Below are 24,150 nucleotides of genomic sequence, written 5' to 3'. Positions count from 1 at the left end.
GGCGGCAGGCACACTGGAACGGTGAGCGGTGACGAGTTGAGCCTGGGCCCGGCCCTACGGACGTGGCGCGAGCGGCTCGCACCCGAGGCGGCCGGCCGTACGCCGGCGCACGGGCGCCGCACGCCGGGTCTGCGACGCGAGGACCTCGCCGATCTCGCTGGGCTGTCGGTCGACTACGTGGTGCGCCTCGAGCAGGGTCGCGCCACCAACCCCTCGGCCCAGGTCGCCGGTGCGCTCGCACGGGCGCTCCAGCTCAGCCGCCACGAGCGCGACCACCTCTTCCGGCTGGCCGGGCTGCAGCCGCCGAGCAGCACCATCGTCAGCGACCACCTCCCGCCGGGCCTGCAACGGATCCTGGCGCGGCTCGGTGACTCCCCCGCCGCCGTCTTCGCCGCCGACTGGCAGCTCGTCTCCTGGAACGCCGGCTGGAGCGCGCTGCTCGGCGACCCCACCGCGATCCCGGTCGCGGCCCGCAATCTGGTGCGCACCCGGTTCACGTCGGCGACCGAGTGCCAGCCGCTCGCCGGCTGGCCGGTGATCTCCAACGATCCCGGCGCCACCGACCGCGCCCTGGTCGCCGACCTCAGGCGCGCCTCGGGGCGCTATCCCGACGACCCGCGCCTCGCCGACCTCATCACGGAGATGGTGCGCGACTCGCCGCGCTTCGCCGAGCTGTGGCGCGAAGGCGTGGTCGCGGGCCACGCGGAGGACCGCAAGACGATCCACCATCCCGCTGTCGGCCCGATCACCATCGACTGCGACGTCCTCGTCGACAGCGACACCGACCTCAAGATCATCATCTACACCGCGATCCCGGGCAGCGAGGACGCCGGCCGGCTCGAGCTCGCGATGGTCGTCGGCGCGGCCGAGCGCACCTGGAGATGACCGAAGGCCGGTCCGCGTGGACCGGCCTTCGTGTGGTGGATGTAAAGGGACTCGAACCCCTGACCTCATCGGTGTGAACGATGCGCTCTAACCAACTGAGCTATACATCCGCAGCGCTCGAGGGCGCGTGAGAACGTGCGAAACAGTAGCGCATAGCGCGCAGGTGTTCACATTCGGCAGGCTCGTGACATGTCTCAGTGACTGTCCGGGACATGGGTCCCGGTGGTCCATACCAGCAGGACCGTCCCGCCGTACCGCCCTGTCGGCATCCCCGTTGTCCACGTCGAGACGACTGTCACGAAAAGTGATCAGGAAGTCGCGTCACGATCAAGCGATAGGCCCGTCCCATCGTTGAAACCACAGCGACAGGAGCGAGTGAGATGAACCAGCAGCCGACGACCCCGGTGCTCTCCCAGGACATCACCCTGGCGTGCGTCGACCCGTGGGGGCGCAACGTCGACGTCCCGACGACGCTCGGCTACCGCAAGCACGACCCGTACGCGGTGACGCTGACCTTCCACTCCAGCGCCGGGGACGTCGAGTGGATCGTCGCCCGCACCCTGCTGCTGCAGGGCCTGGCCTCGCCGACCGGCGAGGGCGACGTGAAGGTCTACCCCAGCATCGATGACGACGCCAGCGTCGTCGCGGTCCTGGACTTCTCCTCCCCCGACGGCCGCCTGGTCGCCCAGGCCAACACCCACGAGCTGCAGGCCTTCCTGGCCCGCACGTTCGCCGCGGTGCCTGTCGGCACCGAGAGCGAGCACCTCGACCTGGACGCCCTGATCTCCGACCTGCTCAACGACGCCGTCTGATCGGTCTCCCTAGAGACCGAGCAGCTCGGGTTCTCTGCCCCGCCAGACCTCTCGTACGGCCCGCGTGATCGGGCCGTACGGGAGGTCTTTCCCGTTCCAGCCCACCACGGCCTGGGCGTCGCGCAGCGTGGAGACGAGGAAGACCTCGCTGGCCCGCTCCTCGACCACCTCGATCGGCTCGTCGACCTCGACGCCGCCGTACCACTCCAGCACGAGCGCACGGGTGATGCCGGCCAGGCAGCCGCTCGCGAGGGTCGGGGTGCGCAGCTCGCCGTCGACGACGTAGAAGACGTTGGTGCCGGTGCCCTCGCACAGGTGGCCCTGGGTGTTGGCGAAGATCGCCTCGCCGGCGCCCCGGCGCTGCGCCTCGGCGAGCGCGACGACGTTCTCCCCGTACGAGGTGGTCTTGAGCCCCGCGAGCGCGCCGCGCTCGTTGCGTGGCCATGGGACGGTGATGACCTTGGTGGTCTCGGCGAACTCCGGCACCTCGCTGACCGCGACGATCGTCGTCGGGGCCGCGTCGCCGCGCCCCGAGCCGAGCGGGGCCACGCCACCGGTGACGGTGATCCGGATCCGCCCGAGCGCGACGTGCTCGGCGCCGAGGACGGCCGCGACGCCGTCCTGGAGCAGGGCGTCGTCGACGGGGCCGAGGCCGAGGCCGGCGGCCGAGCGGTGCAGCCGGTCGAGATGGCGCCTCAGCGCGAACGGCTGACCGTCCACGACCTTGATCGCCTCGAAGACCGCGTCCCCGACCGTCAGGCCGTGGTCGAAGACGCTGACAGCGGGAGCGGTCGGGTCTTCGAGGAGCCGACCGTCGATCCATGCGCGCATGGGCCGAGATTAGTGGAATGGCCTCAACGGACGACCCAGGCCGCGGCGTGCGTCGCGGTGGCGCACGCCCCGGTCACCCAGGACGTGTCGAGCGCGTCGATGTCGGCCGCCCGGTCCAGCGCAGCTCCGGAGGCCTTGATCCAGGCCTCCTTGCGGACCCACAGGCGGGTGCGTTTCGCCGCGTCCGAGCCGGCCCACGACCGCTCCTCGGCGGAGAGCACGTCGTCGGGGACGGGTCCGATCACCTCGACGTCGATCCCGCAGGGCGTACGGGCGGCGATGGCGGCCACCATGCCGCGGGTGTGACTGAGGCTGACGTGGATCTCCGGGTGGCCCTCGATCGCCGGCCGACCGTGGTCGGTGCCGCCACACCTCGGACAGCTCTGGCGCAGGACCGGGCCGGACACGCCGGCCAGCTCCTCGGCCACCAGCCGGGCCAGACCGTGGGCGGCCAGGTAGGCGTCCCGGTCCTCGGCGCGGGCCAGGCGCTGCCACCGTACGCGCTCCTCGGCGGTGAGCATCGCGGGATCGGCGGGCGCCTCGGCGATCTCACACACCTGTACCGACGGCTCCTGCACGCTCGAAGTGTTGCAGGCCGACAGGTGTGGCGCGGATCCCATCGGGGAACGGGCAACGGTCTCGAGGGGCCGGGAGGGAGCCTGGGCCCAGTCGGAGGGAGTACCCGCATGTCTTCGATCCGCACGAGTGCCGCCACGGCGGCCATCGCCCTCGGCCTGTTGAACCTGTCGGCCTGACCGACACCCGACGTCGGCGCGGACCGTCCTCGTTCCGGGTTCGAGGACGGTCCGCGTCGCGCCGCGCCGCTGACCTCGCGCGTGTCAGGATGTCGGCGTGGAGGAACCGACTGCGCCCCCTCACGAGTCGGCCCATCATGAATCGGTCGGTGATCGTCTCGAGCGGGCGATCGAGCGCCGTACGGATGCCGGCGGCGAGATCGACCGGGGTCAGAAGGAGAAGCCGCGCTCGCTGCTGGGCAACGTGATCTGGCTGAGCGTCACGGCGGTCTCCCTCTACCTGGTCTTCCCCAGCCTGGTGGCGACCTTCGCGTCCTGGCGCCAGATCACTCGCTTCTCGTGGCTGTCGCTGATCGTCATGTTCGCTCTCCAGGTCGGCGTCTGCGCCTGCCAGTGGGACCTGCAGCGGGTCACGCTGCGCAACATCGGCTGGCGTCCGGTGATCGCCGCCCAGCTCGCCTCCAACGCGCTGTCCAACATCGCACCCGGTGGTGGCCCGGTGGGCGCAGCGCTCCAGTACCGGATCTTCGTCGCCGCCGGCCTCAAGCGCACGGAGGTCGTCCGCGCGCTGACCGCCGTGCAGCTGCTGATCTTCTCCATCGTGCTCGGCCTGCCGCTGCTCGCGATCCCGACCGCCCTGACCGAACCCGTCTCGCGCGGCCTGCTCGAGGCCGCAGGCGGCGCGGTCGCCGTCTTCGTCTTCCTCGCCGGCAGTGCCGCGCTCCTGCTGCGTACCGACCGGCCGTTGGCCGAGGTCGGGCGGCTCATCCAGGCGGTGCGCAACCGGATCCGTCGCCACTCGCACCGGGTGACCGACCTGCCGCAGCGACTGCTGCGGCAGCGCGACCAGATCGCCGGGGTGCTGGCCGGGCGCTGGCGACGTGCGGTGGTCGCCACGGTCGGGCGCTGGCTGCTCGACTTCCTGACGCTCGAGGTCGCCCTGCTCGCGATCGGCACGCCGCCGCGGCTCGGGCTGGTGCTGATGGCGTTCTGCGGTGCGAAGGCGCTCGGCAACGTCCCGGTCACCCCGGGCGGGCTGGGCTTCGTCGAGGCCGGCATGACCGCCCTGCTCGTGCTGGCCGGGGTCGGCGCCGCGGACGCGGTGCTCGCCACGTTCGCGTACCGGCTCTTCTCCTACTGGCTGCCGCTGCCGTTCGGCCTGCTCGGGATGGCGCTCGTCCCCAAGCGCGCACAGCAGGCGCTCTGAGGCGGGAGACCAAACAGCCCCCGACCGGAGTCGGGGGCTGATGTTGGTGGACGATACTGGGTTTGAACCAGTGACCTCTTCCGTGTCAAGGAAGCGCGCTACCGCTGCGCCAATCGTCCGGGTCTATGGAATTGTACGGGGTTGGAGGTGGGTACGGGATTTGAACCCGTGTACACGGATTTGCAGTCCGTTGCCTCGCCTCTCGGCCAACCCACCGCGGAGGCAATACACCTCAGAGCGGACGACGAGGCTCGAACTCGCGACCTCAACCTTGGCAAGGTTGCGCTCTACCAACTGAGCTACGTCCGCATTGTCTCCGCTGACTCCCTTGCGGGCGTCTTGGCGACGTCGGAAACAGTAGCCGAGCGCCTCATCGGTGCCAAATCGGGGGTCCCCGGCGTGTCGCCGGCGCACCCCGCGACCTGTCCAGACAGGACCGGAAAGGTTCGGCAAAGCCGAGAGACGGTCGTCACTGCGGGCGTACGGTCGGACTGGCCCTGTCCCCACAACAGGGGTTGTTCAGCGAGGGAGTCGCCCCCGGACGCGTGTCCAGCCCGGGGGTGGCTCCCCGCCAGCGCTACCGTCGCCCGGTGACCGCACCGCACATGCCAGCCGAACTGCTCGCCCGCGCGCACGCTGCGAAGGGCTTCATGCCCGCAGACGAGGGCGACCTGCTCTTCCGCCACGCGGTCGAGCGGCTTCCGTACGGGCCCGCGCTCGAGGTGGGCACCTATTGCGGGAAGTCCGGGATCTACCTCGGTGCGGCCGCGCAGCTGGTCGGCGAGGGCGCGGTGGCCTTCACCGTCGACCACCACCGCGGCTCGGAGGAGAACCAGGCCGGCTGGGAGCACCACGACACCTCCCTGGTCGACCCCGAGCTGGGGGTGATGGACACGCTGCCGACGTTCCGTCGCACGATGTACGACGCGGGCCTGGAGGAGCAGGTCGTCGCCGTCGTGGGTCGCTCGCGCACGGTCGCCCACTGGTGGACGACGCCGCTGAGCCTGCTCTTCATCGACGGCGGACATGGCGAGCAGCCCGCCCGCGACGACTACGAGGGGTGGACGCCGCACGTGATGCCCGGCGGCCTGCTGGTCATCCACGACGTGTTCCCCGACCCCGCCGACGGCGGACGCCCGCCGTACGAGCTGATCTACTGGCCGGCGCTGGAGAGCGGGCGCTTCGAGGAGGTCGAGGCGCTCGGCTCGATGCGGGTGCTACGCCGGGTCTGAGGGCCGACTCAGCGGTGCGGGAGGGCCGAGTCGGCGCTCTCGCAGCCGCACTCGAGTGCGATCTCGCGGAAGTGCGGAGCGAGCGAGGTGCCGCGGTAGATGCCCGAGCCCGGGGTCGAGGCGCCGAAGCGGTCGCCCAGCGCATCCGCGGCCAGGATGACCGCCGCCGCGGTGTACGTGGGTCGCTCGACGGGCCAGAAGACGTCGCGCGGCTCATCGGGTGCCCCCGTCCCGTCCTGGTAGACCCAACCGGTCCAGTACGAGCCGTCCTCGTGACGCAGCCGCTGCATGTCAGCGAAGAGCCGCAGCGCCCGGGCATGGTCACCGAGGCCGTCGAGGGCCATCACCAGCTCACACGTCTCGGCGCCCGTCACCCAGGGGTTCGTGTCGACGCAGCGGGCACCCAGGCCCGGGACGACGAAGTCGTTCCATCGGCTCGCGAGCAGCGCGCGGGCATCGTCGTCGCGGACGGCGCCGCCGAGGACCGGGTAGTACCAGTCCATCGAGAAGGTCGCCTTGTCGGCGAAGAGATCTCGATGCTCGCGGATGGCGTGCGCCAGCCGGCCGCCGGCGAGCTCCCACTCGGGCTGCGGCTCGTCCATCAGGTCGGCGAGCGCCACGCCGGCGCGCAGCGAGTGGTGGATGGAGGAGTTGCCGGTGAGCAGGCAGAGGTCGTCCACCGGTGTCCACTGGATGCCGCCGAACGGCTGCTGCAGCCCGACCACGAAGTCCAGCGCGGCCCGGACGTGGGGCCACAGCGCGCGGACGAAGTCGAGGTCGCGGCGCACCAGCCAGTGGTGCCACAGCCCGACGGCCAGGTAGGCGCTCATGTTGACCTCGCCGCGGTCGTCGACGACGACGCCGTCGCGGATCTCCTTGGGCCAGGACCCGTCAGCGCGCTGCAGCGACGGCATGAAGAGATAGGCCCGCTCGGCCGCCTCGACCTCTCCCCCGACCAGGCACGCCATCGCCGCCTCCACGTGGTTCCACATGTCGGCGTGCTCGTCACCCACCGACAGGAAGCCGTACGGGTCCTGCACCGCGGCGATCGACGCCGCGGTGGCCCGGACCTGGTCGGCGGTGAGGATGCCCTCGACGGACGGGACCGGGGTCACGGCGCCTCGTCGGCCAGGGGCTTGTGGAAGTAGAGGACGACCGACTTGCCGATCATCGGGTCGAGCACCTTCCCGGCCCACTGGAGCGCCTTGGGCTGCTTCATGATCTCCCAGACCAGCAGCTTGTGGTACGCCTTCGCGGCGGGATGCTCGGCGTTGTTGACGCCGACCGCGCACTTGATCCACCAGTACGGCGAGTGCAGGCCGTGGGCATAGCCCTTGCCGTCGAAGACCATCGCGTCACCCGGCGTGCCGTCGTTGGGCCGGCCGGCCTTGGTGACCTTGTCGATGAGCTCGTGGTCGGTGTAGATCCGGATGTGGCCGCCGGTGGCGTTGTGGTACTCCGGCGAGAGCTTCCAGTTGATCACCTCGGGCAGCCAGCGCGGCACCGAGATCGCGAGGGTGCCACCGGGGCGCAGGACGCGCACGAGCTCCTTGATGGCCGCGACGTCCTCCCAGATGTGCTCCAGGACCTCGGCGGCGACGATCCGGTCGAACTCGCCGTCGGCGAACGGCAGGGCGAGGGCGTCCCCCTGCTTCACGTCGGCCTCGGCGCCCTCGGGCACCTCTCCCGCCTCCTTCATCGCGTGGAAGAGGTTGCGGACGTTCTCGAGCTCCTCGGCGTCCATGTCGAAGGCGATCACGTCGGCACCGCGGCGGTACATCTCGAAGCTGTGCCGGCCGGCCCCGGCTCCCATGTCGAGGACCCGGTCCCCCGGCTTCAGGCCCAGGCGGTCGAAGTCAACCGTCAGCATCAGGCGCGCTCCTTCTTGTAGTCAGCGATCACGTCGTCGAACACGGCCGCCGTCTTCGTCGCGACGGCCGACCAGCTGAAGAGCTCGAGCACCCGCTGGCGGCCGGCGGCGCCCATCCTGGCACGCCGCTCGGGATCGTCGAGCAGGGCCGAGACGGCGTTCTTCAGTGCCTCGACGTCGCCGGGCTCGACGACGTCGGCGCACAGGCCGTCGGGGCCGACGACCTCGGGGATGGCGCCCGCGCGGGAGACGACCAGCGGGGTCTCGCAGGCCATCAGCTCGGCGGTCGGCAGCGAGAAGCCCTCGTACAGCGACGGCACGCAGGCCAGCTCCGCCGAGCCCATCAGCGCGACGAGCTCGTCGTCGGTGAGCCCGTTGGCGAAGGTGACCTTGCCGGCGATGCCGAGCTTGTCGATCAGCTTCTCGGTGACGCCGCCCTCCTTGGGCTTGGTCACCAGGACCAGCTCGAGCTCGCGCTCGGTGGTGAGCTTGGCGAACGCCTCCAGCAGGATGTGGATGCCCTTGAGCGGGGCGTCCGCGCTGGCCATCGCCAGGATCCGGCCCGGCACGCGCTGGGCGCCGGAGGGCCTGAAGCGCTCGTCGACGCCGAGCAGCACGGTGGTGATGCGCTTCGGGTCGACCGCGAACTCACGGACCACGTCGCGCGCCGAGGACTCGGAAGGCACGATGACGTGCCGGATCCTCGGGGCGGTGAGCTTCTGCTGGCGCAGGAACGCGTACCAGCGCCACACCCCGATCTTGGGCAGCTCGATCCCCCAGGAAGGACGCAGGCGCGAGCCCGTCCTCTTCTTCCTGCGGAACCACGGCGCGACCTCGAGCTCGATCGCGCGGTCCATCGTGATCGGGTGGTGGATCGCGGCAGCCAGCGGCAGCCCGTACGACTCGATCTCGAGCAGCGGGGTGGCCAGCGTCTGGTTGTCGAAGACGATGTCGAAGTCGTCGCGACGCGCCTTGAGGAGCTTGATGACGCGCTTGCTGAACGTGAGCGGCTCCGGGAAGGCCCCGCTGCGCATCGTCAGCCACTCCTGCACGTCGATGGCGTCGCGGAACTCGCGTGGGTGCGGGTTGCGGAACTCGTTGCCGGGCTCGTAGAGGTCGAGGCTCGGGACCTTGGTGAGCCGGACGCCCTCGTCGAGCTCGGGATAGGGCTGACCGGAGAAGACCTCCACAGTGTGGCCCAGCGCGACCAGCTCGCGGCTGAGGCGGCGGATGTAGATGCCCTGTCCCCCGACATGGGGCTTGCTGCGGTACGACAGCAGAGCGATCCGCATGCGTCACGTCCTTTTCCGAGTCGAGCCGACGGACCGAAGTGACCCGCCGGTAATGAAACGAAAGACTAGATCACGTTCCACTTTCCGTGCGCCCGGGTCCGGATGATCAGCCGGTCACCTACGGCACCGGGACTGCGTCGCGCGGCACGGACGCGCGGGCAGGCTCGGCATCACGGCCTCGCCGCTCAGCCCTCGCTGGAGTGCCCCGGGAAGACGTGGGCGTGCGGGTCGATGACCGGGGCGAGGTTGTTGATCGCCGTCGCGGCCTCGCCGAAGCCGACGGCGATGAGGCGCACCTTGCCCGGGTAGTCGGTGACGTCGCCGGCGGCGAAGACCCGCGGGACGGTGGTGCGCATCGCCTGGTCGACGACGACGTGGCGCTTGCTGGTCTCCACTCCCCAGCGCTGGATCGGGCCGAGGTCGGCCACGAAGCCCAGGGCGCCCACCACGGCCTGGGCCGGCAGCACGCGCGTCTGCCCCTCGACCTTCAGCTCGGCCTCCTCGACGGTGGTGGCGCCGCGCAGCTCGACGACCTCGGCGTTGGTGACGATCTCGACGCCGAGGGCCCCGACCTGCTCGACCGTGCGGGCGTGAGCGCGGAAGGCGTCGCGGCGGTGGACCAGGGTGACTGAGCGCGCGATCGGGTGCAGGTGCAGCGCCCAGTCGAACGCGGAGTCGCCGCCGCCGACGATGACCACGTCCTTGCCCGCGTACGGCGCGAACGACGGCACGAAGAACTCCACGCCTCGCCCGACCCAGCCCTCACCGGCAGGCAGCGGTCGGGGCTGGAACGTGCCGATGCCGGCGGTGATGAGCAGCGCCTTGGCCTCGACGACGGTGCCGTCGGAGAGGGTCAGGGTGAGCCCGTCCTCGCGGGACGCCAGGTCGACGGCCGTCCGGTCGAGGAGGTACGCCGGCTCGGCGGCGTTCGCCTGCTCGACCAGCGCCTCGACCAGGTCACGGCCCTTGACCGTCGGGAAGCCGGCGACGTCGAGGATCTGCTTCTCGGGATACATCGCGGTGATCTGCCCGCCGAGCTCGGGCAGCGAGTCGACCACCGCGACCCGGATCCCGCGGAAGCCCGCGTAGTAGGTGGCGAAGAGACCGCTGGGGCCCGCTCCGATGATCACGAGGTCGGTCTCGATGGTCGACGCGGTGTTCCTCCCAGGGCGATCGCTCACGCGCTCGATCCTGCTCCTGCGCGGCCGTCGGCCTCAAGAGGCGCGCGCACATTACGGTGGACCCGTGCTCGCCGACGCCTTCCGCTGGATCCGCAACACGCCCTCGGCCGTGATCCTCGCGGCGCAGCTCGCCGCGGTGCTGGCGTACCCGTTCCTCGACGGATCGACGCAGGGCCGCGCGATCCTGGGCGTGGTGCAGGTGGTCGTGGTGCTGTCCGCGGTCCGCGCCGTGCGGCTCTCGCCGGCGCTGTCGACGGTCGCGATAGCGCTCGGGGTGCCGACGATGGTCTTCGCGCTGTGGGAGTCGGTCACGCCCGGCACCGACTGGGTCGTCCTCACCTCGGCGGCGCTGCACATCCCGTTCTACGGGTTCGTCTCGTACGCGATGATCCGCTATCTGTTCACCGACGACGTCCTCACGCATGACGAGGTCTTCGCGACCGGCGCCGCGTTCACGGTGGTGGCGTGGGGCTTCGCCTATCTCTACAGCGCCGTGCAGGTGCTGTGGCCCGGCTCCTTCGGCGCCCACGAGCCGTCGTGGTTCGACCTCCTGTTCCTCTCCTTCACCACCCTGACCAACACCGGACTCGCGGACTTCGCGCCGGTCCAGGAGCACGCGCGCTCCGCCGTGATGCTGGAGCAGATCGCAGGCGTCTTCTACCTCGGTCTCGTGGTCGCCCGGATCGTCGGCATGGCCGGGCGCCGCCACCACGCCGACCGCTAGCGACCACGGGGGTGGTTGGTGCCGTACTGGGCATCCATCGTGCGCCACCACCGCTGCCATCGTGTCGCGTTCAGCGCACGGTCGACGACCAGCTCGGACGGCAGCCGCGCCGAGCAGCCCGACCCGGCGCAGTCCTTGATCCGGCGCCACGCGGTGTCGAGGACACCGAGCAGTGACCGGTGCGCCGCGAGCCACGAGCGACCGGCCGCGAGGTTCGTCCACTCGTCGGGGTCGTTCCACAGGTCGTAGAGCTCGCGCTCGCCGTCGGCGTAGCGCAGGTAGTAGTAGCGCCCGGTGTGCAGGCCGATGGCGGTGCGCGGGTCGACGATCCCGTCGCGCACACCCGTACGGAACATCCCGCGCCGGGCGGGCGCGAAGGCCGGGTCACGGTGGTGGTCGCCGGGCAGCCGCGGGTCCGCGACCGCGAACTCGAACGGCACCGCGACGTCCCACCCGGTGTCGGCCCCGGCGAGCGCCGCGCTGAGGTCGCGGCCGTCGGCGTCGTGCGGAGGCGCCGCACCGGCGATCGCGGTCAGCGTGCGGGAGAGGTCGACCACCGTCATCGGGTCGTACCGGTCCTCCCGGCGCCGCAGCCCCGGGCCCGTGATGATGAGCGGCACCCGCGAGACCGGCTCGTAGGTGACGATCTTGCCGTCCATCCGGTGGTGCTCACCTTGGAAGTAGCCGTTGTCGGACCAGAACACGAAGACGGTCCGGTCCCACTCGCCGCGGCGCTTGAGCGTGCGGATCATGTCGCCGACGTAGCGGTCGGTCGCGTAGACCGCCGCCGCCCGGTCCCTCGTCGTGCGATCGACGCAGGCGCGCTGGGAGGCGTTGAGCTCGCGCAGCCGGCCGTACGCACCCGGCTTGTCGCCCACGCCGGGCTCGGTGGTGCCGTTGCGCAGGACCCCCGCCCCGCGGGTGATCCCGGCGACGACCGGCGCCCGGTAGGCCCAGGCCGGAGCCGCCGGCGACTGGACCGTACCGGTGCGCCTCCCGACCCGATACCGGCACGACGGTGTACGACCGCCCTCCCCGGACCCGACGTGCGGGGCGACGAAGTTGACCGAGAGGAAGAACGGCTTGCCGGTGCGCCGGCGGGTGTCGTGGAACGTCCGGATCACGTGGTCGGCCTGGTGCGCGATGACCGCCGAGGAGTACGTCCCGCGCGGCGCGGACGTCGGGCGGCCGTTGTGGGAGTACGCGTAGTGGAAGTAGCTGTACTGACCGCCGCAGGCGGGCGCGCAGTTGGTCCCGTCGAGGCCGGCGTACCACTGGTCCCACCCGTCCGGCACGTAGTACTGCGACCGGACCCGCGGCGCCCGGCGCAGGCTCGCGCCCGGGTGCCGCTGGCGCCAGCGCAGCGTCGGCGCCAGGGCGTCGTCGCTGCCGTAGCCGTTGAGGTACTTGCCGATCAGGCCGGTGGAGTAGCCCGCCTGGTGCAGCGACGTCGCGATGGTCGCGCGGTCGTCGAAGGACTGGTACGCGTACGGGTTCCACACCGAGTAGACGTGGTGGTTGTGCGGCAGGAGGCCGGAGTAGAACGACGCGCGCGCCGGGCAGCACAACGGGTAGGAGGAGAACATGTTGCGCTCGGTGATCCCGTGGTCGGCCAGCAGGCGCCGCACGTGCGGGGCGTAGGCCAGGTCATCGACCCGCATGTCGTCGAGCAGCACCTCGACGATGTTGACCCTGTCCCCGTCGCTCGTGCGCAGGCCCCGCCCGGCGGCCGCGCTCGAACGGGACTGGATCCCGCCCGCCGGCACCACCGCCGCGCGGACGACCGTCCGGGCGTGGTTCTCCGCGCTCGCCCCGGTGCGACCCGAGCACAGGGTGCCGGTCACCAGGGCGACGAGGAGGGCGGCGACGAGGCTGCGCAGAAGAGGCATGCGCCGCATCATGCCGCAATTCGTATTACTTCACTCGACTTACATTGCTATCGGGCGTGTCTCCTCAGACGTGGTGCGTCACCATGCTGTTGCCCGCATCCACGTCACTGCGGGCCACGCTCGTCCGCACCTGACTGCGCTGGCGCAGGATCATCGCCGTGCCGAGGCCCCAGACGACGTACTGGAACGACATCGCCCACCGGAACGCGCCCGGCGTGTAGTCGGCGCCGTGCGGGGTGCGCCAGTCCAGGATGAGTCCGACGGCCACGATCGTGATCAGTGCAGCGGTGAATCCGGCGACGTTGATGATGCCGTTCGCGCTCGCCTGACGGTGGGCGGGATTGCTGGTCCGACCGACGTCGAAGCCGAGCATCGAGGCCGGCGCGCCGACACCGACCGCCACGACGAGCAGGACCAGCAGCCACAACGGGGCGTGACCGGGCCAGGCGATCACGGCGGTCCACGTCGTGACGATCGCGCCGATCACGGCCAGCGCCATCGTCGAGCGGTGCCACGGGTGGCGCCCCGCGAGGTAGCCGAGGACCGGGCCGCCGATGACGCCGGCGATGGTCAGCAGGGTGAGCAGCCCGTCGGCGCCGCCGGTGCCGAGTCCCTCCGCCCGCTTGAAGAACGGGAAGCCCCACAGCAGGCCGAGCACGGTCATCGAGAACGGGGTCGTGAAGTGCACCCAGAAGCCGAGCCGGGTGCCGGGCTGGGCCCAGGCGTCCGCGAGGCTCCCGCCCAGCGCGCGCAGCGGCAGCGACTCCCCACGCAGGCTCCGCGCGGACGGGTCGTCGCGTACGAAGAGCACCACCAGGGCCAGGACCACCGGGCCGGCGAACGCCGCGCTCAGGTACGCGCTGGTCCAGCCGTGCTCCTCGAGCATCCAGCTCAGCGGCAGGGCCGCGACGATCGCGCCGACCTGGCCGACATTGCCGGTGAGCTGGGTGAAGATCGCGACCCGGCGCAGCGGGAACCAGCGCGCGACCAGGCGCAGCACCGAGATGAACGTCATCGCGTCCCCCGCGCCGAGGAAGGTGCGGGCGATCAGCGCCTCGGGGTACGTGGTGGCCAGCGCGAACCCCGCCTGCGACACACTCATCAGACACGCCCCCACCATCAGGACGCGACGCGATCCGTACCGGTCGACCATCAGGCCGACGGGGATCTGCATGGCGGCGTAGACGACCAGCTGGAGCATCGAGAACAGCGACAGCTGCGCGGCCGAGATCCCGAAGCGCTCGTTGGCCAGCAGGCCGGCCACGCCGAGGCTGGAGCGACCGAAGACGGCGAGGAAGTAGACCGATACGCCCGCGCCCCACACGAGGAGGGCACGGCGCGGTATCACCGGTCTAGGTTAAGGGCGACTCTCGAGTAGCCCACATTCGGTCGACGCTCGGCGCCTCCGTTCGCCTTGGTCGCCGATCGGCGCTTCGCGCCTCATGGCTCCCGCGTTCGTCGGGAGCGCGCCGCGCCTCGTACCTCGGCGAGTCCGGTGGGCGTCCGACCTCCGCTCGAGCTCGTTCCTCGCTCGGCTCCGGCCGGCCACCCACCGTCCCCCGCGACTTCGTCGCGCGGCGCACTCCCTCCTCACTTAGTTGCTTCAATCATCTGGCGCAGCTCCTTCTTGAGGCCGCCGATCTCGTCGCGCAGGCGGGCGGCGACCTCGAACTGCAGCTCCGCGGCGGCGCCCTTCATCTGGTCGGTGAGGTCCTGGATGAGCTGGGCCAGGTCGGACGACGGCAGGCCGACCAGCCCGTGCTCGCGGGCCTCCGCGGCCCGCTCCCCGAGCACCGGCGTCGGCGCCCGCTTGCGCCCGGCGGCGCCGGCTCGACCCTTGGCCTCCGTGCCGGCCCAGGTCTGGAGCAGCGCATCGGTGTCCTCCCCCTCGCGGGCGAGCATGTCGGTGATGTCGGCGATCTTCTTGCGCAGCGGTTGGGGGTCGATGCCGTGCTCGGTGTTGTACGCGATCTGGATCGCCCGGCGCCGGTTCGTCTCCTCGATGGCCTTCTCCATGGAGGGCGTGATCCGGTCGGCGTACATGTGCACCTGGCCGGACACGTTGCGGGCCGCGCGCCCGATGGTCTGGATGAGCGACTTGTCGGAGCGCAGGAAGCCCTCCTTGTCCGCGTCGAGGATCGCGACCAGTGACACCTCGGGCAGGTCGAGGCCCTCGCGCAGCAGGTTGATGCCGACCAGGACGTCGTACTCGCCCATCCGCAGCTCGCGCAGCAGCTCGATGCGGCGCAGCGTGTCGACCTCGGAGTGCAGGTAGCGGGTGCGGATGCCGGCGTCGAGGAGGTAGTCGGTGAGGTCCTCGGACATCTTCTTGGTGAGCGTGGTGACCAGCACCCGCTCGCTCTTGGTGACGCGCTCCTTGATCTCATGGATCAGGTCGTCGATCTGGCCCTTGGTCGGCTTGACGACGACCTCGGGGTCGATCAGGCCGGTCGGGCGGATGATCTGCTGGACGGTGTCTCCCCCGACCTTGTCGAGCTCGTAGTCGCCCGGCGTCGCCGAGAGGTAGATGGTCTGCCCGATCCGCTCGAGGAACTCCTCCCAGCGCAGCGGCCGGTTGTCCATCGCGCTGGGCAGCCGGAAGCCGTGGTCGACCAGGTTGCGCTTGCGGGACATGTCGCCCTCGTACATGCCGCCGATCTGCGGCACCGCGACGTGGGACTCGTCGACGACGAGGACGAAGTCCTCCGGGAAGTAGTCGAGCAGGGTGTTGGGGGCGCTGCCCGGCGAGCGGCCGTCCATGTGCATCGAGTAGTTCTCGATACCGGAGCAGGACCCGACCTGGCGCATCATCTCGACGTCGTACGTGGTGCGCATCCGCAGACGCTGCGCCTCCAGGAGCTTGCCCTCGCGCTCGAACTTCGCGAGCTGGATCTCGAGCTCGGCCTCGATGCCGGCGATCGCTCGCTCCATCCGCTCGGGACCCGCGACGTAGTGGGTCGCCGGGAAGATGTGGATCTCCTGGTCCTCGGTCAGCACCTCGCCGGTGACGGCGTGCAGGGTCATCAGCCGCTCGATCTCGTCGCCGAAGAACTCGATCCGGATGGCGTGCTCCTCATAGACCGGGAAGACCTCGAGGGTGTCGCCGCGCACCCGGAACGTGCCGCGGGTGAAGGCCATGTCGTTGCGGGTGTACTGGTTGCCGACCAGTCGGCGCAGGATGTCGTCGCGATCGTGCTCCTGCCCGACGCGCAGCTTGATCATCCGGTCGACGTACTCCTGCGGGGTGCCGAGGCCGTAGATGCACGACACCGTGGACACGACGATCACGTCGCGCCGCGTGAGCAGCGAGTTGGTCGCCGAGTGGCGCAGCCGCTCGACCTCCTCGTTGATCGAGGAGTCCTTCTCGATGTAGGTGTCCGTCTGAGGCACATACGCCTCGGGCTGGTAGTAGTCGTAGTAGCTGACGAAGTACTCGACCGCGTTGTTGGGGAAGAGCTGGCGCAGCTCGTTGGCGAACTGCGCGGCCAGCGTCTTGTTGGGCTGCAGCACCAGCACCGGGCGCTGCAGCTGCTCGGTCACCCAGGCCACGGTCGCGGTCTTGCCGGTGCCGGTCGCACCCAGCAGGACGACGTCCTGGACGCCGTCCTTGATCCGCCTCGAGATCTCCGCGATCGCGGCCGGCTGGTCACCGCCCGGCTGGTAGTCGGAGATGACGTCGAAGGGCGCGACGCGGCGCTCGAGATCGGTCACGGGACGCATGTCGCCAGCGTACGGGCGGGCCCTGACAACTTCGGCGGCTCACCTGACTATGTTGGGAGCGTGCGAGCACCCGACCTCGAGCGGTTCTTCCGCCTCCTGCGCCGTAGCCTCCTGGCCGTCGTCCTCGTGCCGCTCTCCGCAGCGCTGGGCCTGACCCTGATCGACGCGTACCGCAGCCGCGGCAAGCGGCCCAAGCCGTTCCCGGTGACCGCGCCGAGGACGACCGAGGTCGGCGAGGGCTCCATCACGACCTACTCGTACGGACGCGACCTGTACGACGACATGTTGCGCGCCATCGAGGGCGCCCAGAAGGTGGTGCTCTTCGAGAGCTACATCTGGAAGGGCGACGAGGTCGGCCAGCTCTTCAAGACCGCGCTCGCCGAGGCCGCCGCGCGTGGCGTCGAGGTCTACTGCGTCTTCGACTCGTTCGCCAACCTCGTGGTCCCGCCGCGGTTCAAGCAGATGCCGCCGGGGATCAAGGTGCTGCGCTATCCGGTCTACCCGGCCGGTCTGCGGTTCTACGACCTGCGCCGCTACGGCCGCGACCACCGCAAGATCCTGGTCGTCGACGACACCGCGGCGTTCATCGGCGGGTACAACATCGGCTCCGCGTACGCGACCGAGTGGCGCGACACCCACCTGCGGATCACCGGCCCCGGCGTCGTCGACCTGAAGCGCGCGTTCGCCGACTTCTGGAACCTCAACCGCCGCAAGCGGCTGGGCGCCTCGCAGCCGCCGCTGCTGATCGAGGCGCCGAGCGCCTGGGACGCCACCGTGCGGTTCCACCGCAACGTGCCGCGGCTGATGATGTTCCCGATCCGCGCGATGTACCTGGAGGCGATCAACCGCGCCTCCACCAATGTCTGGCTGACCACCGCGTACTTCCTACCGGACCAGGACTTCGTCGACGCGCTCAAGGACGCCGCCCAGCGCGGCGTGGATGTACGGGTGCTGCTGCCCCTGAAGTCCAACCACATCGTCACCGACTGGATCAGCCGCGGCTACTTCGCCCAGCTGCTCGAGGCGGGCGTGCGCATCTTCCGGTTCCGCGACGCCATGATCCATGCCAAGACCGCGACGGTCGACGGATCGTGGACGACCGTCGGCACGGCCAACATCGACCGGCTCAGTCTCTCGGGCAACTATGAGATCAACGTCGAGATCATCGATCACGACCTGGCGGCCGCGATGGAGGAGATCTTCGCGACCGACTGCTCCAACAGCCTCGAGCTGACCGAGCACGAGTGGCAGGCGCGCGACATGCACCGCAAGTTCACCGAGTTCGTGCTGACGCCGCTCCGGCCCTTCCTCTGAGCAAGGGCCGGAGCGGCCCGCTCAGTCCACCGGGCCCGGGGCGTGGGCCGCACCGCGCTGCAGCTGCGGGAAGTCCGCCGAGCAGTGGCCGTCAGCCTGGAGGGGCCGGCCGGTGGTGCGCGGGTCGGTCGCCGACGTGCCGTACGAGCAGCGGGCGTCCTTGTCCGCGATCAGTGCCAGGTTGAGCTTGCCGCCGTGGAGCACGTCGCTCAGTGCGTCGAGGCCCGGGGCGTAGTTGGCCAGCGTGGCCCGCAGGTGCGGGTTGTACGAGGTCAGCAGCTGCAGGAACGGCTCGACGGAGTCGAAGAAGCCAGGCAGGATCGCGCCCCACTCCTTGACCAGGCCCTCGGTCGTCCGGAGCTGCTTGGGCGCCTTCTCGAGCTGCTTGACCAGCGTCGGGTCGTAGTCCTTGAGGAAGGCGGCGAACTGCTTGGCCGAGCTGGCGAGCGTCTTGAGGTCGCCGGCCTGCGAGGTCGGGATGTCGAGCGCCTTGCCGGACGTGTCGATCAGGTCCGAGGTCTGCGGCCACACCGTCTGCAGGGTCTGCAGGATCTCCTGGCCCTGGTCGACGATCTGCCCGATCTGCAGCCCGGTGCCGTTGAGACCGGTGGCGAGCTCGTCCAGCATGTTGTGCAGCTTGGTGGCGTCGATCTGCTTGAGCAGGCCGTTGACCGCCACGACGGTCGAGCCGAGGGTCTGTGGCAGCTCGGTGGACGCGGCCTGGATGACGCTGCCGTCCTTGAGGAACGGGCCGGTCAGGGTGGTCGGCTCGAAGTCGACGTACTGCTCCCCGACCGGCGACAGGCTGCGGACCCGGGCCTTGGTGCTGGCCGGGATCTTGAGGTCCCGGTTGGTGAGCGACACGTCCGCCTGGACGCCCTCGGGCGTCAGCTTGATCGAGGTGACCTTGCCGACCTTGACGCCCCGGTAGGTCGCCTCCGAGCCGGCGAACAGACCGCCCGTGCTGGCCAGCATCACCTTGACGGTCGGCGGCGTGGAGGTGAGCGGGCGGTCGAGGACCACCGCGAAGAGGTACGCGATCGACAGCGCGAAGACCACGACGACGCCCACCACGCTGAGGTAGAGCCGGTCGGTGAGGATCTTCTTGGCCCAGGTCATCACAGACACACTCCCAGCAGGTTGAGGGTGCACCCGGAGGTGCCGCCGGACCCGGTGCCTCCGGTCGTGCCGGAGCCGGTCTTGCCGCCGCCGAGGATGCCGCCGAGCAGGCCACCTCCGCCGGTGCCGCCCGTCCCGCCCGAGCCGCCGCTCGTGCCACCGGTACCGCCCTTGCCACCGGTGCCGGTGCCGGCGAGCAGATGGCTCAGGTCGGTGCGGAGCTTGACGTTGACGTTGAGGTAGTCGCCGGGGACGGCCGTGGTGATCGCGTCGGCCAGCTTGGTGAGCTGGACCAGCGAGTCGGACCAGGTGCTCTTGTTGGCGGCCATCTCGGCGAGGATCGGCTCGGCCTCCTTGATGGTGGCCAGCAGCTGCGTCTTGGTGGCCCCGACCGTCTGGTTGGCCTGGGCGGCGAAGGCCCGCAGGGAGGTGAGCAGCGCGGTGAAGTCCGGCGTGTTGGCCCGCAGCACGTCGGCGGCCGGCTTGATCTGCGCCAGCGCCTTGTTGATCGTGTCGCGCCGCTGGTTGAGGGTCTGTCCCACCGAGGAGAGCGCGTGGAGCGCGGTGTCGATGTCCTGGGTGGTCTGGTTGGCCTGGATCAGGAACCCGTTGAGCTGCTCGAGCAGGTCGCGGAAGGTGCCCTCGTTGCCGCCCAGGGCGGCGTTGAGCTCCGTGGTGACCTGCTGCAGCTGCCCGAGCCCGCCGCCGTTGATCAGGAGCGACGCCTCCGACAGCGCGTCCTCGACCGTCGGCGCGGTGCTGGTCTGCTGGGTGCTCAGCTCGGTGCCGTCCTTCATCAGCGCACCCTTCGCCGGGTTCGTGATGTCGACGAAGAGCTCACCGAGCGGTGTGGTGTAGCGCAGGCGCGCGGTCGCGCCCTCGCGCAGCTGGGCATCGGTCTTCACCTTCATCACCGCGATCGCCTGGAAGTCGGCCGCGTCGATCGACTCGACCTTGCCCTCCGAGACGCCGTTCACCTTCACGGTGGCGCCCTTGGCGAGGTTGAGCGCGTCGGCGAAGTCCATCTTCACCGTGATCGCGTCACCGGAGACGCCGGTGCCGGGCAGCGGCATCGAGCCGAGCGTGGGGCCACAGGCGGTCAGCGCTCCGGTGAGACCGAGCGCCGCGGCCCCGCAGGCCGTGACCCGGATGAGGCGGTTCACTTGGTGCCTCCCGTCAGCAGCCCGAGCAGCTCGCTCAGGTTGCCGGTGATGTCGGTGCCGTCGATCAGGTTGCACACGGTCCCGAGCAGGCCGCCCTTGCAGAGCTGCTGCAGCAGTCCGGAGACCGGGGTGAGGACGACCGGGTCGATGCGGGCAGGCAGGGTGCCACCGCGGTCGGCGCGCTGCAGGTTCTGCAGGGCCAGCGGGAGGTCGCGCAGGATCTCGGCGATGGTGGCCTGCTTGGCGTTGAGCTTCTTCACCAACGACGCGCTGTCGTTGAGGGTGCCGACGATCGAGCCCTTGTTGGCGGCCGAGAACGCGGCCAGCTGGGTGACGGCATCGTCGAGCGAGTCGAGGGTCTGCTTGAACTCCTGGCGCTGGCCGGCGAGCATCGAGGAGGCGTCGGCGACCTGCTTGATGAAGGCGCGCTCGGTCTGCTCGTTGTCGGCGACCTGGTTGACCAGGGTGTCGACGGAGGTCAGCATCGCGGCGAACTGCGCACGCTGCCCGGCGACGTCGCCGGTGGCCGTGGAGAGCGAGCCGATCATGTCGTGAAGGGGCTGGCCCTGCCCGGCGAGAGCCTCGCTTCCGGCATCGACGATCCGCTTGACCGCGTCGCTGGCCTGCTTGCTGCCGGAGATGTCGGTGGCGAAGGTGCTGAGATTGGCGAGCACCTCGTCGAACTCGACGGGCGTACGGGTGCGGTCGATCGGGATCGTGGCGCCGTCACTCATCGTGGGGCCGCTCTTGTACGCCGGGGTCAGCTCGACGTAGCGGTCGGTGGCCACCGAACGGGCGACGATCACCGCGCCGGCCTTCGCCGGGATCGGCCGGTCGCCGTCGACCTCGAGGGTCACCTTGACCTGGTTGCCGTCCGGGACGATGGACTTCACCGTGCCGACGTTGACGCCGAGGACGCCGACGTCGTTGCCGACGAACAGGCCGGCGGAGTCGGCGAAGTAGGCGGTGTACGTCTTCTGGTCGCCGCCGCTCATGGCCTTCATCACGGCGAGGCCGCCGAGCACGACCACGGCTGCCACCAGGGCCACGACGACCTTCTTCATCGTGAGCTTCACGAGCAGTCTCCCAACGCGCATCGTCCTTCATCGGTGGGGATCAGCGGGGCGTGGACGTTGAGGTCCAGCCACGGGCCGTTGCCCAGCGCGTTCGCGACGTAGCGGGACGCGGGCGCCAGCACGTCGAGGGCGCCGGTGAGCGTCGCGCTCTGCTTGTTGAGCGACCGGATCGCCGAGTCGAGGCTGGCCAGGGCCGGCTTGAGGTCGGCCTTGCTCTGGGTGATCACGCTGGTCAGCGCGTGCGAGAGCCGGGTGGTCTCGACGAGCATGGTGTGGATCGCGTCGCGCCGGCTGGTGATCTCCTGGGTGACCAGCGTCGCCTGCTTCATCAGCTCGACCAGATCGGGGCTCGACGCGGTCAGCTGGTCGCTGACGCTGCGGGCCGCCTTGAGCAGCTCGGCCACCTGGGTGTTGCGCTTGGCGATGACGTCCGAGAGGGCGGCGACACCGCTGATCGCCGGCGCGATCTGGTCCTTGGAGCTGCCGATCACGTCGGCCGCCGACGCCAGCGCCTTGGAGAGCACCACCGGGTCGAGCTCCTCGAGCTTGGCGCTGCCCTCGTTGAGGACGTCCTGGAGGTTGTACGGCACCGCCGTGTGCTCGAGCGGCACGGTGCCGCCGGGCAGCGCGCCCGACCCCTTCGGGTCGACCTCGAGGTAGTGCGTGCCCAGCAGGGTCGCCACCTTGACCACCGCGGTGGTGTCGCTGCCGAGGGCGATGTTCTTGGCCATGGTGAAGTCGACCTTGACCTCGGTGCCCTGGATGGCGACCTTCTTGATCTTGCCCGAGATGACCCCGTGCACCTCGACGGCCTCGCCGGCGCGGAGGCCGGCGGACTGCGCCAGCACGGCGCTGTAGGTCTCCTTCCCGACGTTGGCCTGGGAGAGGAGGACGACCCCGACGCCCAGCAGGGCGATCACGACGATCGCGGCGAGGCCGATCTTGAACGGGTCGCGTGCGGAGAGCGGCTTCATCATCACTGGCACACCTTCGAGAAGCGACCGCCGACGACGGCGGTGTTGATGTTGGTGTTCCCGAGCGCGAGGGACAGCGAGCAGACGTACACGTTGATCGCGTTCTCGTAGGAGGTCGCGCGGCCGAGACCGCCGAAGACCGTACGGAAGGCGTTGACCGCCGCGATGACCTGACCGCTGGTCTGGTCGAGCGTGCCGGCCACCGTACGCAGCTGGTGCACCGAGGAGATCAGGGGCTGCTGGGCCTGGGTGAGCAGGTCGGAGGTGGATCCGACGAGCTGGCCGATCCCGTCGACCGCGGCGCCGATCTGCTGGCGGTCGGCGGCCAGGCCCTGCATCAGCTTCTCCAGCGACGTGATGGTCGCGGTGAGCTGGGTGCCGTGTCCGGACAGGTTGTTGAGCACCGGGGTGAGGTTGGTCAGCACCGCGTCGATGACCTGGTCGCGGTTGGCGACGAAGGTGGTCAGCGTCGCGGTCTGGTGCAGCAGCGAGTCGACGGTGCCGCCCTCGCCCTGGAGGACCTGGACCAGTGAGGCGGCCAGCTTGTTGACGTCGGCCGGCTGCAGCACCTCGAAGAGCGGCCGGAAGCCGTTGAGCAGCTGGGTCAGGTCGAAGCCGGGGTCGGTGTGCTTGGTCGGGATCGTCGTGCCGGGCTTGAGCGGAGCCTCGTGGTTGGCCGGCTGGACCATGGCGAGGTACCGCTGACCGACGAGGTTCTGGTAGCGCATCACCAGGTCGGTGTTGGCCAGGATCGGTTGCCGGGCGACCAGGTCGAACCCGACCTCGGCCAGCTCGCCGCCCTTCTCGACCTCGATCGACTGGACGCGTCCCACTCGGACGCCGGCGACCTTCACGTCGTCGCCGACCCGTAGGCCGCTGACGTCGGTGAAGAGCGCGGTGTAGGACCGCGTGTCCCCGCTGACCCCGTTGCGCATGGTGTTGACCAGCAGGACGCCGAGCAGGATGGCGACGAGGGCGAAGGTGAAGAACTTCAGCCCGGTGATGCGTACGCCCTTCATCGGCCACCTCCGTAGGACGGGCGGTCACCCGCGCCGTAGTAGGGCGGCGCGTTGAGCTGCAGCGAGGCGTCCACCTTGAGGTAGCCCTTCTCCTCCGCGGCGCGGACGATGCCAGCGATGCGCCGATTGACCGCGATCGTGTCGGTGATGCCGGCCTTCCGGTTGTCGTACACGGCGTCGATGACGCCGTACGCGTCGTTGATGAAGCGGGTCAGCTTGACCGAGTTCTTGGCCAGCACCGATGCGGAGGTGTCGGCCAGGCTCTTGCCGCCGGTGAGCAGCGCGGTCAGGTCGTCCTTGTGCTGGACGAGCGTGTTGAGCGGGACCAGCGCGTCGTCGGTCGCGTCGAGCAGGTCGGGCGCGATCTGCTGCACCACCTGCAGGAACGAGGAGAGCTTGTCGAGATCCGCGCGCAGCATCGCGACCTTCGGGTTGAACTTGCGCAGGTAGGAGTCGAGGGCGACGGCGGTCTCCCCGATGGCCTTGCCCCGACCGTCGAGCGCGACCGCAGCGGCCCCGATCGCGGTGGAGAGCTCGGCGGGGTTGAGCGCCTTGACCAGGCCGTCGATGTCATCGAGGGCGTCCTGCAGCTCGAGGGTCGGCTGGGTGGTGTCGGCCGGGATGACCGCGCCGGGCTGCAGCGAGCCGGGCTTCCTCGTCCCTCCGGCGGCCTTGGCCGCCACCGGGCTGGCGTCACCGGGGTTGGCGTCACCGGGGCTGGCCTGCGGCTGGTGGGCCGGGCGCAGGTCGATGTACGTGGTGCCGAACACGGTCGCCGGCAGGATCCGGGCAACGACGTCGGCCGGGATCATGCCCATCTGGCTCTCGACCATGGTGATGCCCACGTCGACGGCGCCGTCGGTCCCCGACCGGATGTCCTTGACCTTGCCGACGATGACGCCGTGCAGCTTCACGTCGGAGCCCTTGGTGAGCGCCCCGCCGGCGTTGCGCAGCTGCGCGGTCACCTGCGGCGGACCGCCGATCGCCCCACTGCTGTGCAGCCGGACGACCTCGACGATCACCGCGAGCACCAGCACGGCGATCAGGCCACGCAGCGCGAGCTGGTTGCGGGTGGGGGTCACGCGCC

General features: G+C 70.2%; 21 protein-coding genes and 4 tRNA genes. 6 read left to right on the top strand and 19 right to left on the bottom strand.

Annotation, left to right across the window (positions count from 1 at the left end; genetic code table 11):
* The first annotated feature begins 21 nt into the window (after window positions 1–21).
* Window positions 22–885, top strand: coding sequence for a helix-turn-helix domain-containing protein (locus tag KSO98_RS07360; RefSeq protein ID WP_225284475.1), 864 nt, complete (start codon window positions 22–24; stop codon window positions 883–885).
* Window positions 886–918: 33 nt separating this feature from the next.
* On the opposite strand, the gene KSO98_RS07355 is transcribed toward KSO98_RS07360, so the two are convergent.
* Window positions 919–995: transfer RNA gene (locus KSO98_RS07355), tRNA-Val, on the bottom strand.
* Between the two features lie 270 nt (window positions 996–1,265).
* On the opposite strand from KSO98_RS07355, the gene KSO98_RS07350 reads away from it, so the two are divergent.
* Window positions 1,266–1,697 carry an SsgA family sporulation/cell division regulator gene (locus tag KSO98_RS07350; protein ID WP_225284473.1) on the top strand — a complete coding sequence of 144 codons (432 nt, stop codon included), beginning with the start codon at window positions 1,266–1,268 and terminating at the stop codon, window positions 1,695–1,697.
* Window positions 1,698–1,706: 9 nt separating this feature from the next.
* Here the strand turns inward: KSO98_RS07350 and KSO98_RS07345 are convergent, their stop codons facing one another.
* Window positions 1,707–2,528 (bottom strand): aminotransferase class IV, encoded by an 822-nt coding sequence (locus tag KSO98_RS07345; RefSeq protein ID WP_225284472.1) that lies wholly within the window; start codon window positions 2,526–2,528, stop codon window positions 1,707–1,709.
* 23 nt (window positions 2,529–2,551) lie between these two features.
* Window positions 2,552–3,106, bottom strand: a complete 555-nt coding sequence (locus KSO98_RS18810; protein WP_225284470.1) for a 4'-phosphopantetheinyl transferase family protein — start codon at window positions 3,104–3,106, stop codon at window positions 2,552–2,554.
* Window positions 3,107–3,380: 274 nt separating this feature from the next.
* Between KSO98_RS18810 and KSO98_RS07335 the strand changes: the two genes are divergently transcribed.
* Window positions 3,381–4,490 carry a lysylphosphatidylglycerol synthase transmembrane domain-containing protein gene (locus tag KSO98_RS07335; RefSeq protein ID WP_225284469.1) on the top strand — a complete coding sequence of 370 codons (1,110 nt, stop codon included), beginning with the start codon at window positions 3,381–3,383 and terminating at the stop codon, window positions 4,488–4,490.
* Between the two features lie 44 nt (window positions 4,491–4,534).
* Here KSO98_RS07335 and KSO98_RS07330 read toward each other — a convergent pair.
* The 3 genes from KSO98_RS07330 to KSO98_RS07320 form a co-directional block, all read right to left on the bottom strand.
* Window positions 4,535–4,609, bottom strand: a tRNA-Val gene (locus tag KSO98_RS07330).
* A 23-nt stretch (window positions 4,610–4,632) separates the two neighbouring features.
* Window positions 4,633–4,706: transfer RNA gene (locus KSO98_RS07325), tRNA-Cys, on the bottom strand.
* Between the two features lie 20 nt (window positions 4,707–4,726).
* Window positions 4,727–4,799: transfer RNA gene (locus KSO98_RS07320), tRNA-Gly, on the bottom strand.
* Between the two features lie 281 nt (window positions 4,800–5,080).
* On the opposite strand from KSO98_RS07320, the gene KSO98_RS07315 reads away from it, so the two are divergent.
* Window positions 5,081–5,722 carry a class I SAM-dependent methyltransferase gene (locus KSO98_RS07315; RefSeq protein ID WP_225284468.1) on the top strand — a complete coding sequence of 214 codons (642 nt, stop codon included), beginning with the start codon at window positions 5,081–5,083 and terminating at the stop codon, window positions 5,720–5,722.
* 8 nt (window positions 5,723–5,730) lie between these two features.
* On the opposite strand, the gene KSO98_RS07310 is transcribed toward KSO98_RS07315, so the two are convergent.
* The 4 genes from KSO98_RS07310 to KSO98_RS07295 form a co-directional block, all read right to left on the bottom strand.
* Window positions 5,731–6,837, bottom strand: a complete 1,107-nt coding sequence (locus KSO98_RS07310) for a glucosidase family protein (protein WP_225284467.1) — start codon at window positions 6,835–6,837, stop codon at window positions 5,731–5,733.
* The gene (locus KSO98_RS07305) at window positions 6,834–7,592 is read right to left on the bottom strand and encodes a class I SAM-dependent methyltransferase (protein ID WP_225284466.1); all 759 of its coding nucleotides are present in this window, start codon (window positions 7,590–7,592) and stop codon (window positions 6,834–6,836) included. The genes KSO98_RS07310 and KSO98_RS07305 overlap by 4 nt, the downstream gene beginning before the upstream one ends.
* Complete coding sequence (locus tag KSO98_RS07300; protein WP_225284465.1) at window positions 7,592–8,884, bottom strand: glycosyltransferase family 4 protein; 1,293 nt, start codon at window positions 8,882–8,884, stop codon at window positions 7,592–7,594. Before KSO98_RS07300 ends, KSO98_RS07305 begins: the two co-directional genes overlap by 1 nt.
* 185 nt (window positions 8,885–9,069) lie before the next feature.
* Window positions 9,070–10,065, bottom strand: a complete 996-nt coding sequence (locus KSO98_RS07295) for an NAD(P)/FAD-dependent oxidoreductase (RefSeq protein ID WP_225284464.1) — start codon at window positions 10,063–10,065, stop codon at window positions 9,070–9,072.
* 64 nt (window positions 10,066–10,129) lie between these two features.
* On the opposite strand from KSO98_RS07295, the gene KSO98_RS18805 reads away from it, so the two are divergent.
* Window positions 10,130–10,789, top strand: coding sequence for an ion channel (locus KSO98_RS18805; RefSeq protein ID WP_225284463.1), 660 nt, complete (start codon window positions 10,130–10,132; stop codon window positions 10,787–10,789).
* On the opposite strand, the gene KSO98_RS07285 is transcribed toward KSO98_RS18805, so the two are convergent.
* The 3 genes from KSO98_RS07285 to uvrB form a co-directional block, all read right to left on the bottom strand.
* Complete coding sequence (locus KSO98_RS07285) at window positions 10,786–12,678, bottom strand: sulfatase-like hydrolase/transferase (protein WP_225284461.1); 1,893 nt, start codon at window positions 12,676–12,678, stop codon at window positions 10,786–10,788. The two genes, KSO98_RS18805 and KSO98_RS07285, sit on opposite strands and share 4 nt — an antisense overlap.
* A gap of 64 nt (window positions 12,679–12,742) precedes the next feature.
* Window positions 12,743–14,026, bottom strand: a complete 1,284-nt coding sequence (locus tag KSO98_RS07280; RefSeq protein ID WP_225284459.1) for an MFS transporter — start codon at window positions 14,024–14,026, stop codon at window positions 12,743–12,745.
* Window positions 14,027–14,268: 242 nt separating this feature from the next.
* Window positions 14,269–16,398, bottom strand: a complete 2,130-nt coding sequence (uvrB, locus tag KSO98_RS07275; RefSeq protein WP_225284457.1) for an excinuclease ABC subunit UvrB — start codon at window positions 16,396–16,398, stop codon at window positions 14,269–14,271.
* Window positions 16,399–16,458: 60 nt separating this feature from the next.
* On the opposite strand from uvrB, the gene KSO98_RS07270 reads away from it, so the two are divergent.
* Complete coding sequence (locus tag KSO98_RS07270) at window positions 16,459–17,712, top strand: phospholipase D-like domain-containing protein (protein WP_225284456.1); 1,254 nt, start codon at window positions 16,459–16,461, stop codon at window positions 17,710–17,712.
* Between the two features lie 21 nt (window positions 17,713–17,733).
* On the opposite strand, the gene KSO98_RS07265 is transcribed toward KSO98_RS07270, so the two are convergent.
* Genes KSO98_RS07265 through KSO98_RS07240 form a run of 6 tightly spaced genes read right to left on the bottom strand, consistent with a single transcriptional unit; the run spans window position 17,734 to window position 24,145 of the window.
* Window positions 17,734–18,831, bottom strand: a complete 1,098-nt coding sequence (locus KSO98_RS07265; RefSeq protein ID WP_225284453.1) for an MCE family protein — start codon at window positions 18,829–18,831, stop codon at window positions 17,734–17,736.
* A complete protein-coding gene (locus KSO98_RS07260) occupies window positions 18,831–19,994 on the bottom strand; it encodes an MCE family protein (RefSeq protein WP_225284452.1) in 1,164 nt (387 codons plus the stop codon). Before KSO98_RS07260 ends, KSO98_RS07265 begins: the two co-directional genes overlap by 1 nt.
* A complete protein-coding gene (locus tag KSO98_RS07255; protein WP_225284451.1) occupies window positions 19,991–21,070 on the bottom strand; it encodes an MCE family protein in 1,080 nt (359 codons plus the stop codon). Before KSO98_RS07255 ends, KSO98_RS07260 begins: the two co-directional genes overlap by 4 nt.
* Complete coding sequence (locus tag KSO98_RS07250) at window positions 21,067–22,047, bottom strand: MCE family protein (RefSeq protein ID WP_225284450.1); 981 nt, start codon at window positions 22,045–22,047, stop codon at window positions 21,067–21,069. The genes KSO98_RS07255 and KSO98_RS07250 overlap by 4 nt, the downstream gene beginning before the upstream one ends.
* A complete protein-coding gene (locus tag KSO98_RS07245; protein ID WP_225284449.1) occupies window positions 22,047–23,063 on the bottom strand; it encodes an MCE family protein in 1,017 nt (338 codons plus the stop codon). Before KSO98_RS07245 ends, KSO98_RS07250 begins: the two co-directional genes overlap by 1 nt.
* The gene (locus tag KSO98_RS07240; protein WP_225284448.1) at window positions 23,060–24,145 is read right to left on the bottom strand and encodes an MCE family protein; all 1,086 of its coding nucleotides are present in this window, start codon (window positions 24,143–24,145) and stop codon (window positions 23,060–23,062) included. Before KSO98_RS07240 ends, KSO98_RS07245 begins: the two co-directional genes overlap by 4 nt.
* Window positions 24,146–24,150 lie beyond the last annotated feature (5 nt).

It is taken from the genome of Nocardioides nematodiphilus, from assembly GCF_020216525.1.
Classification (GTDB): Bacteria; Actinomycetota; Actinomycetes; order Propionibacteriales; family Nocardioidaceae; genus Nocardioides; species Nocardioides nematodiphilus.
The sequence above is the reverse complement of the archived record's forward strand: the minus strand, read 5'-3'. Positions and strand labels throughout refer to the sequence as shown.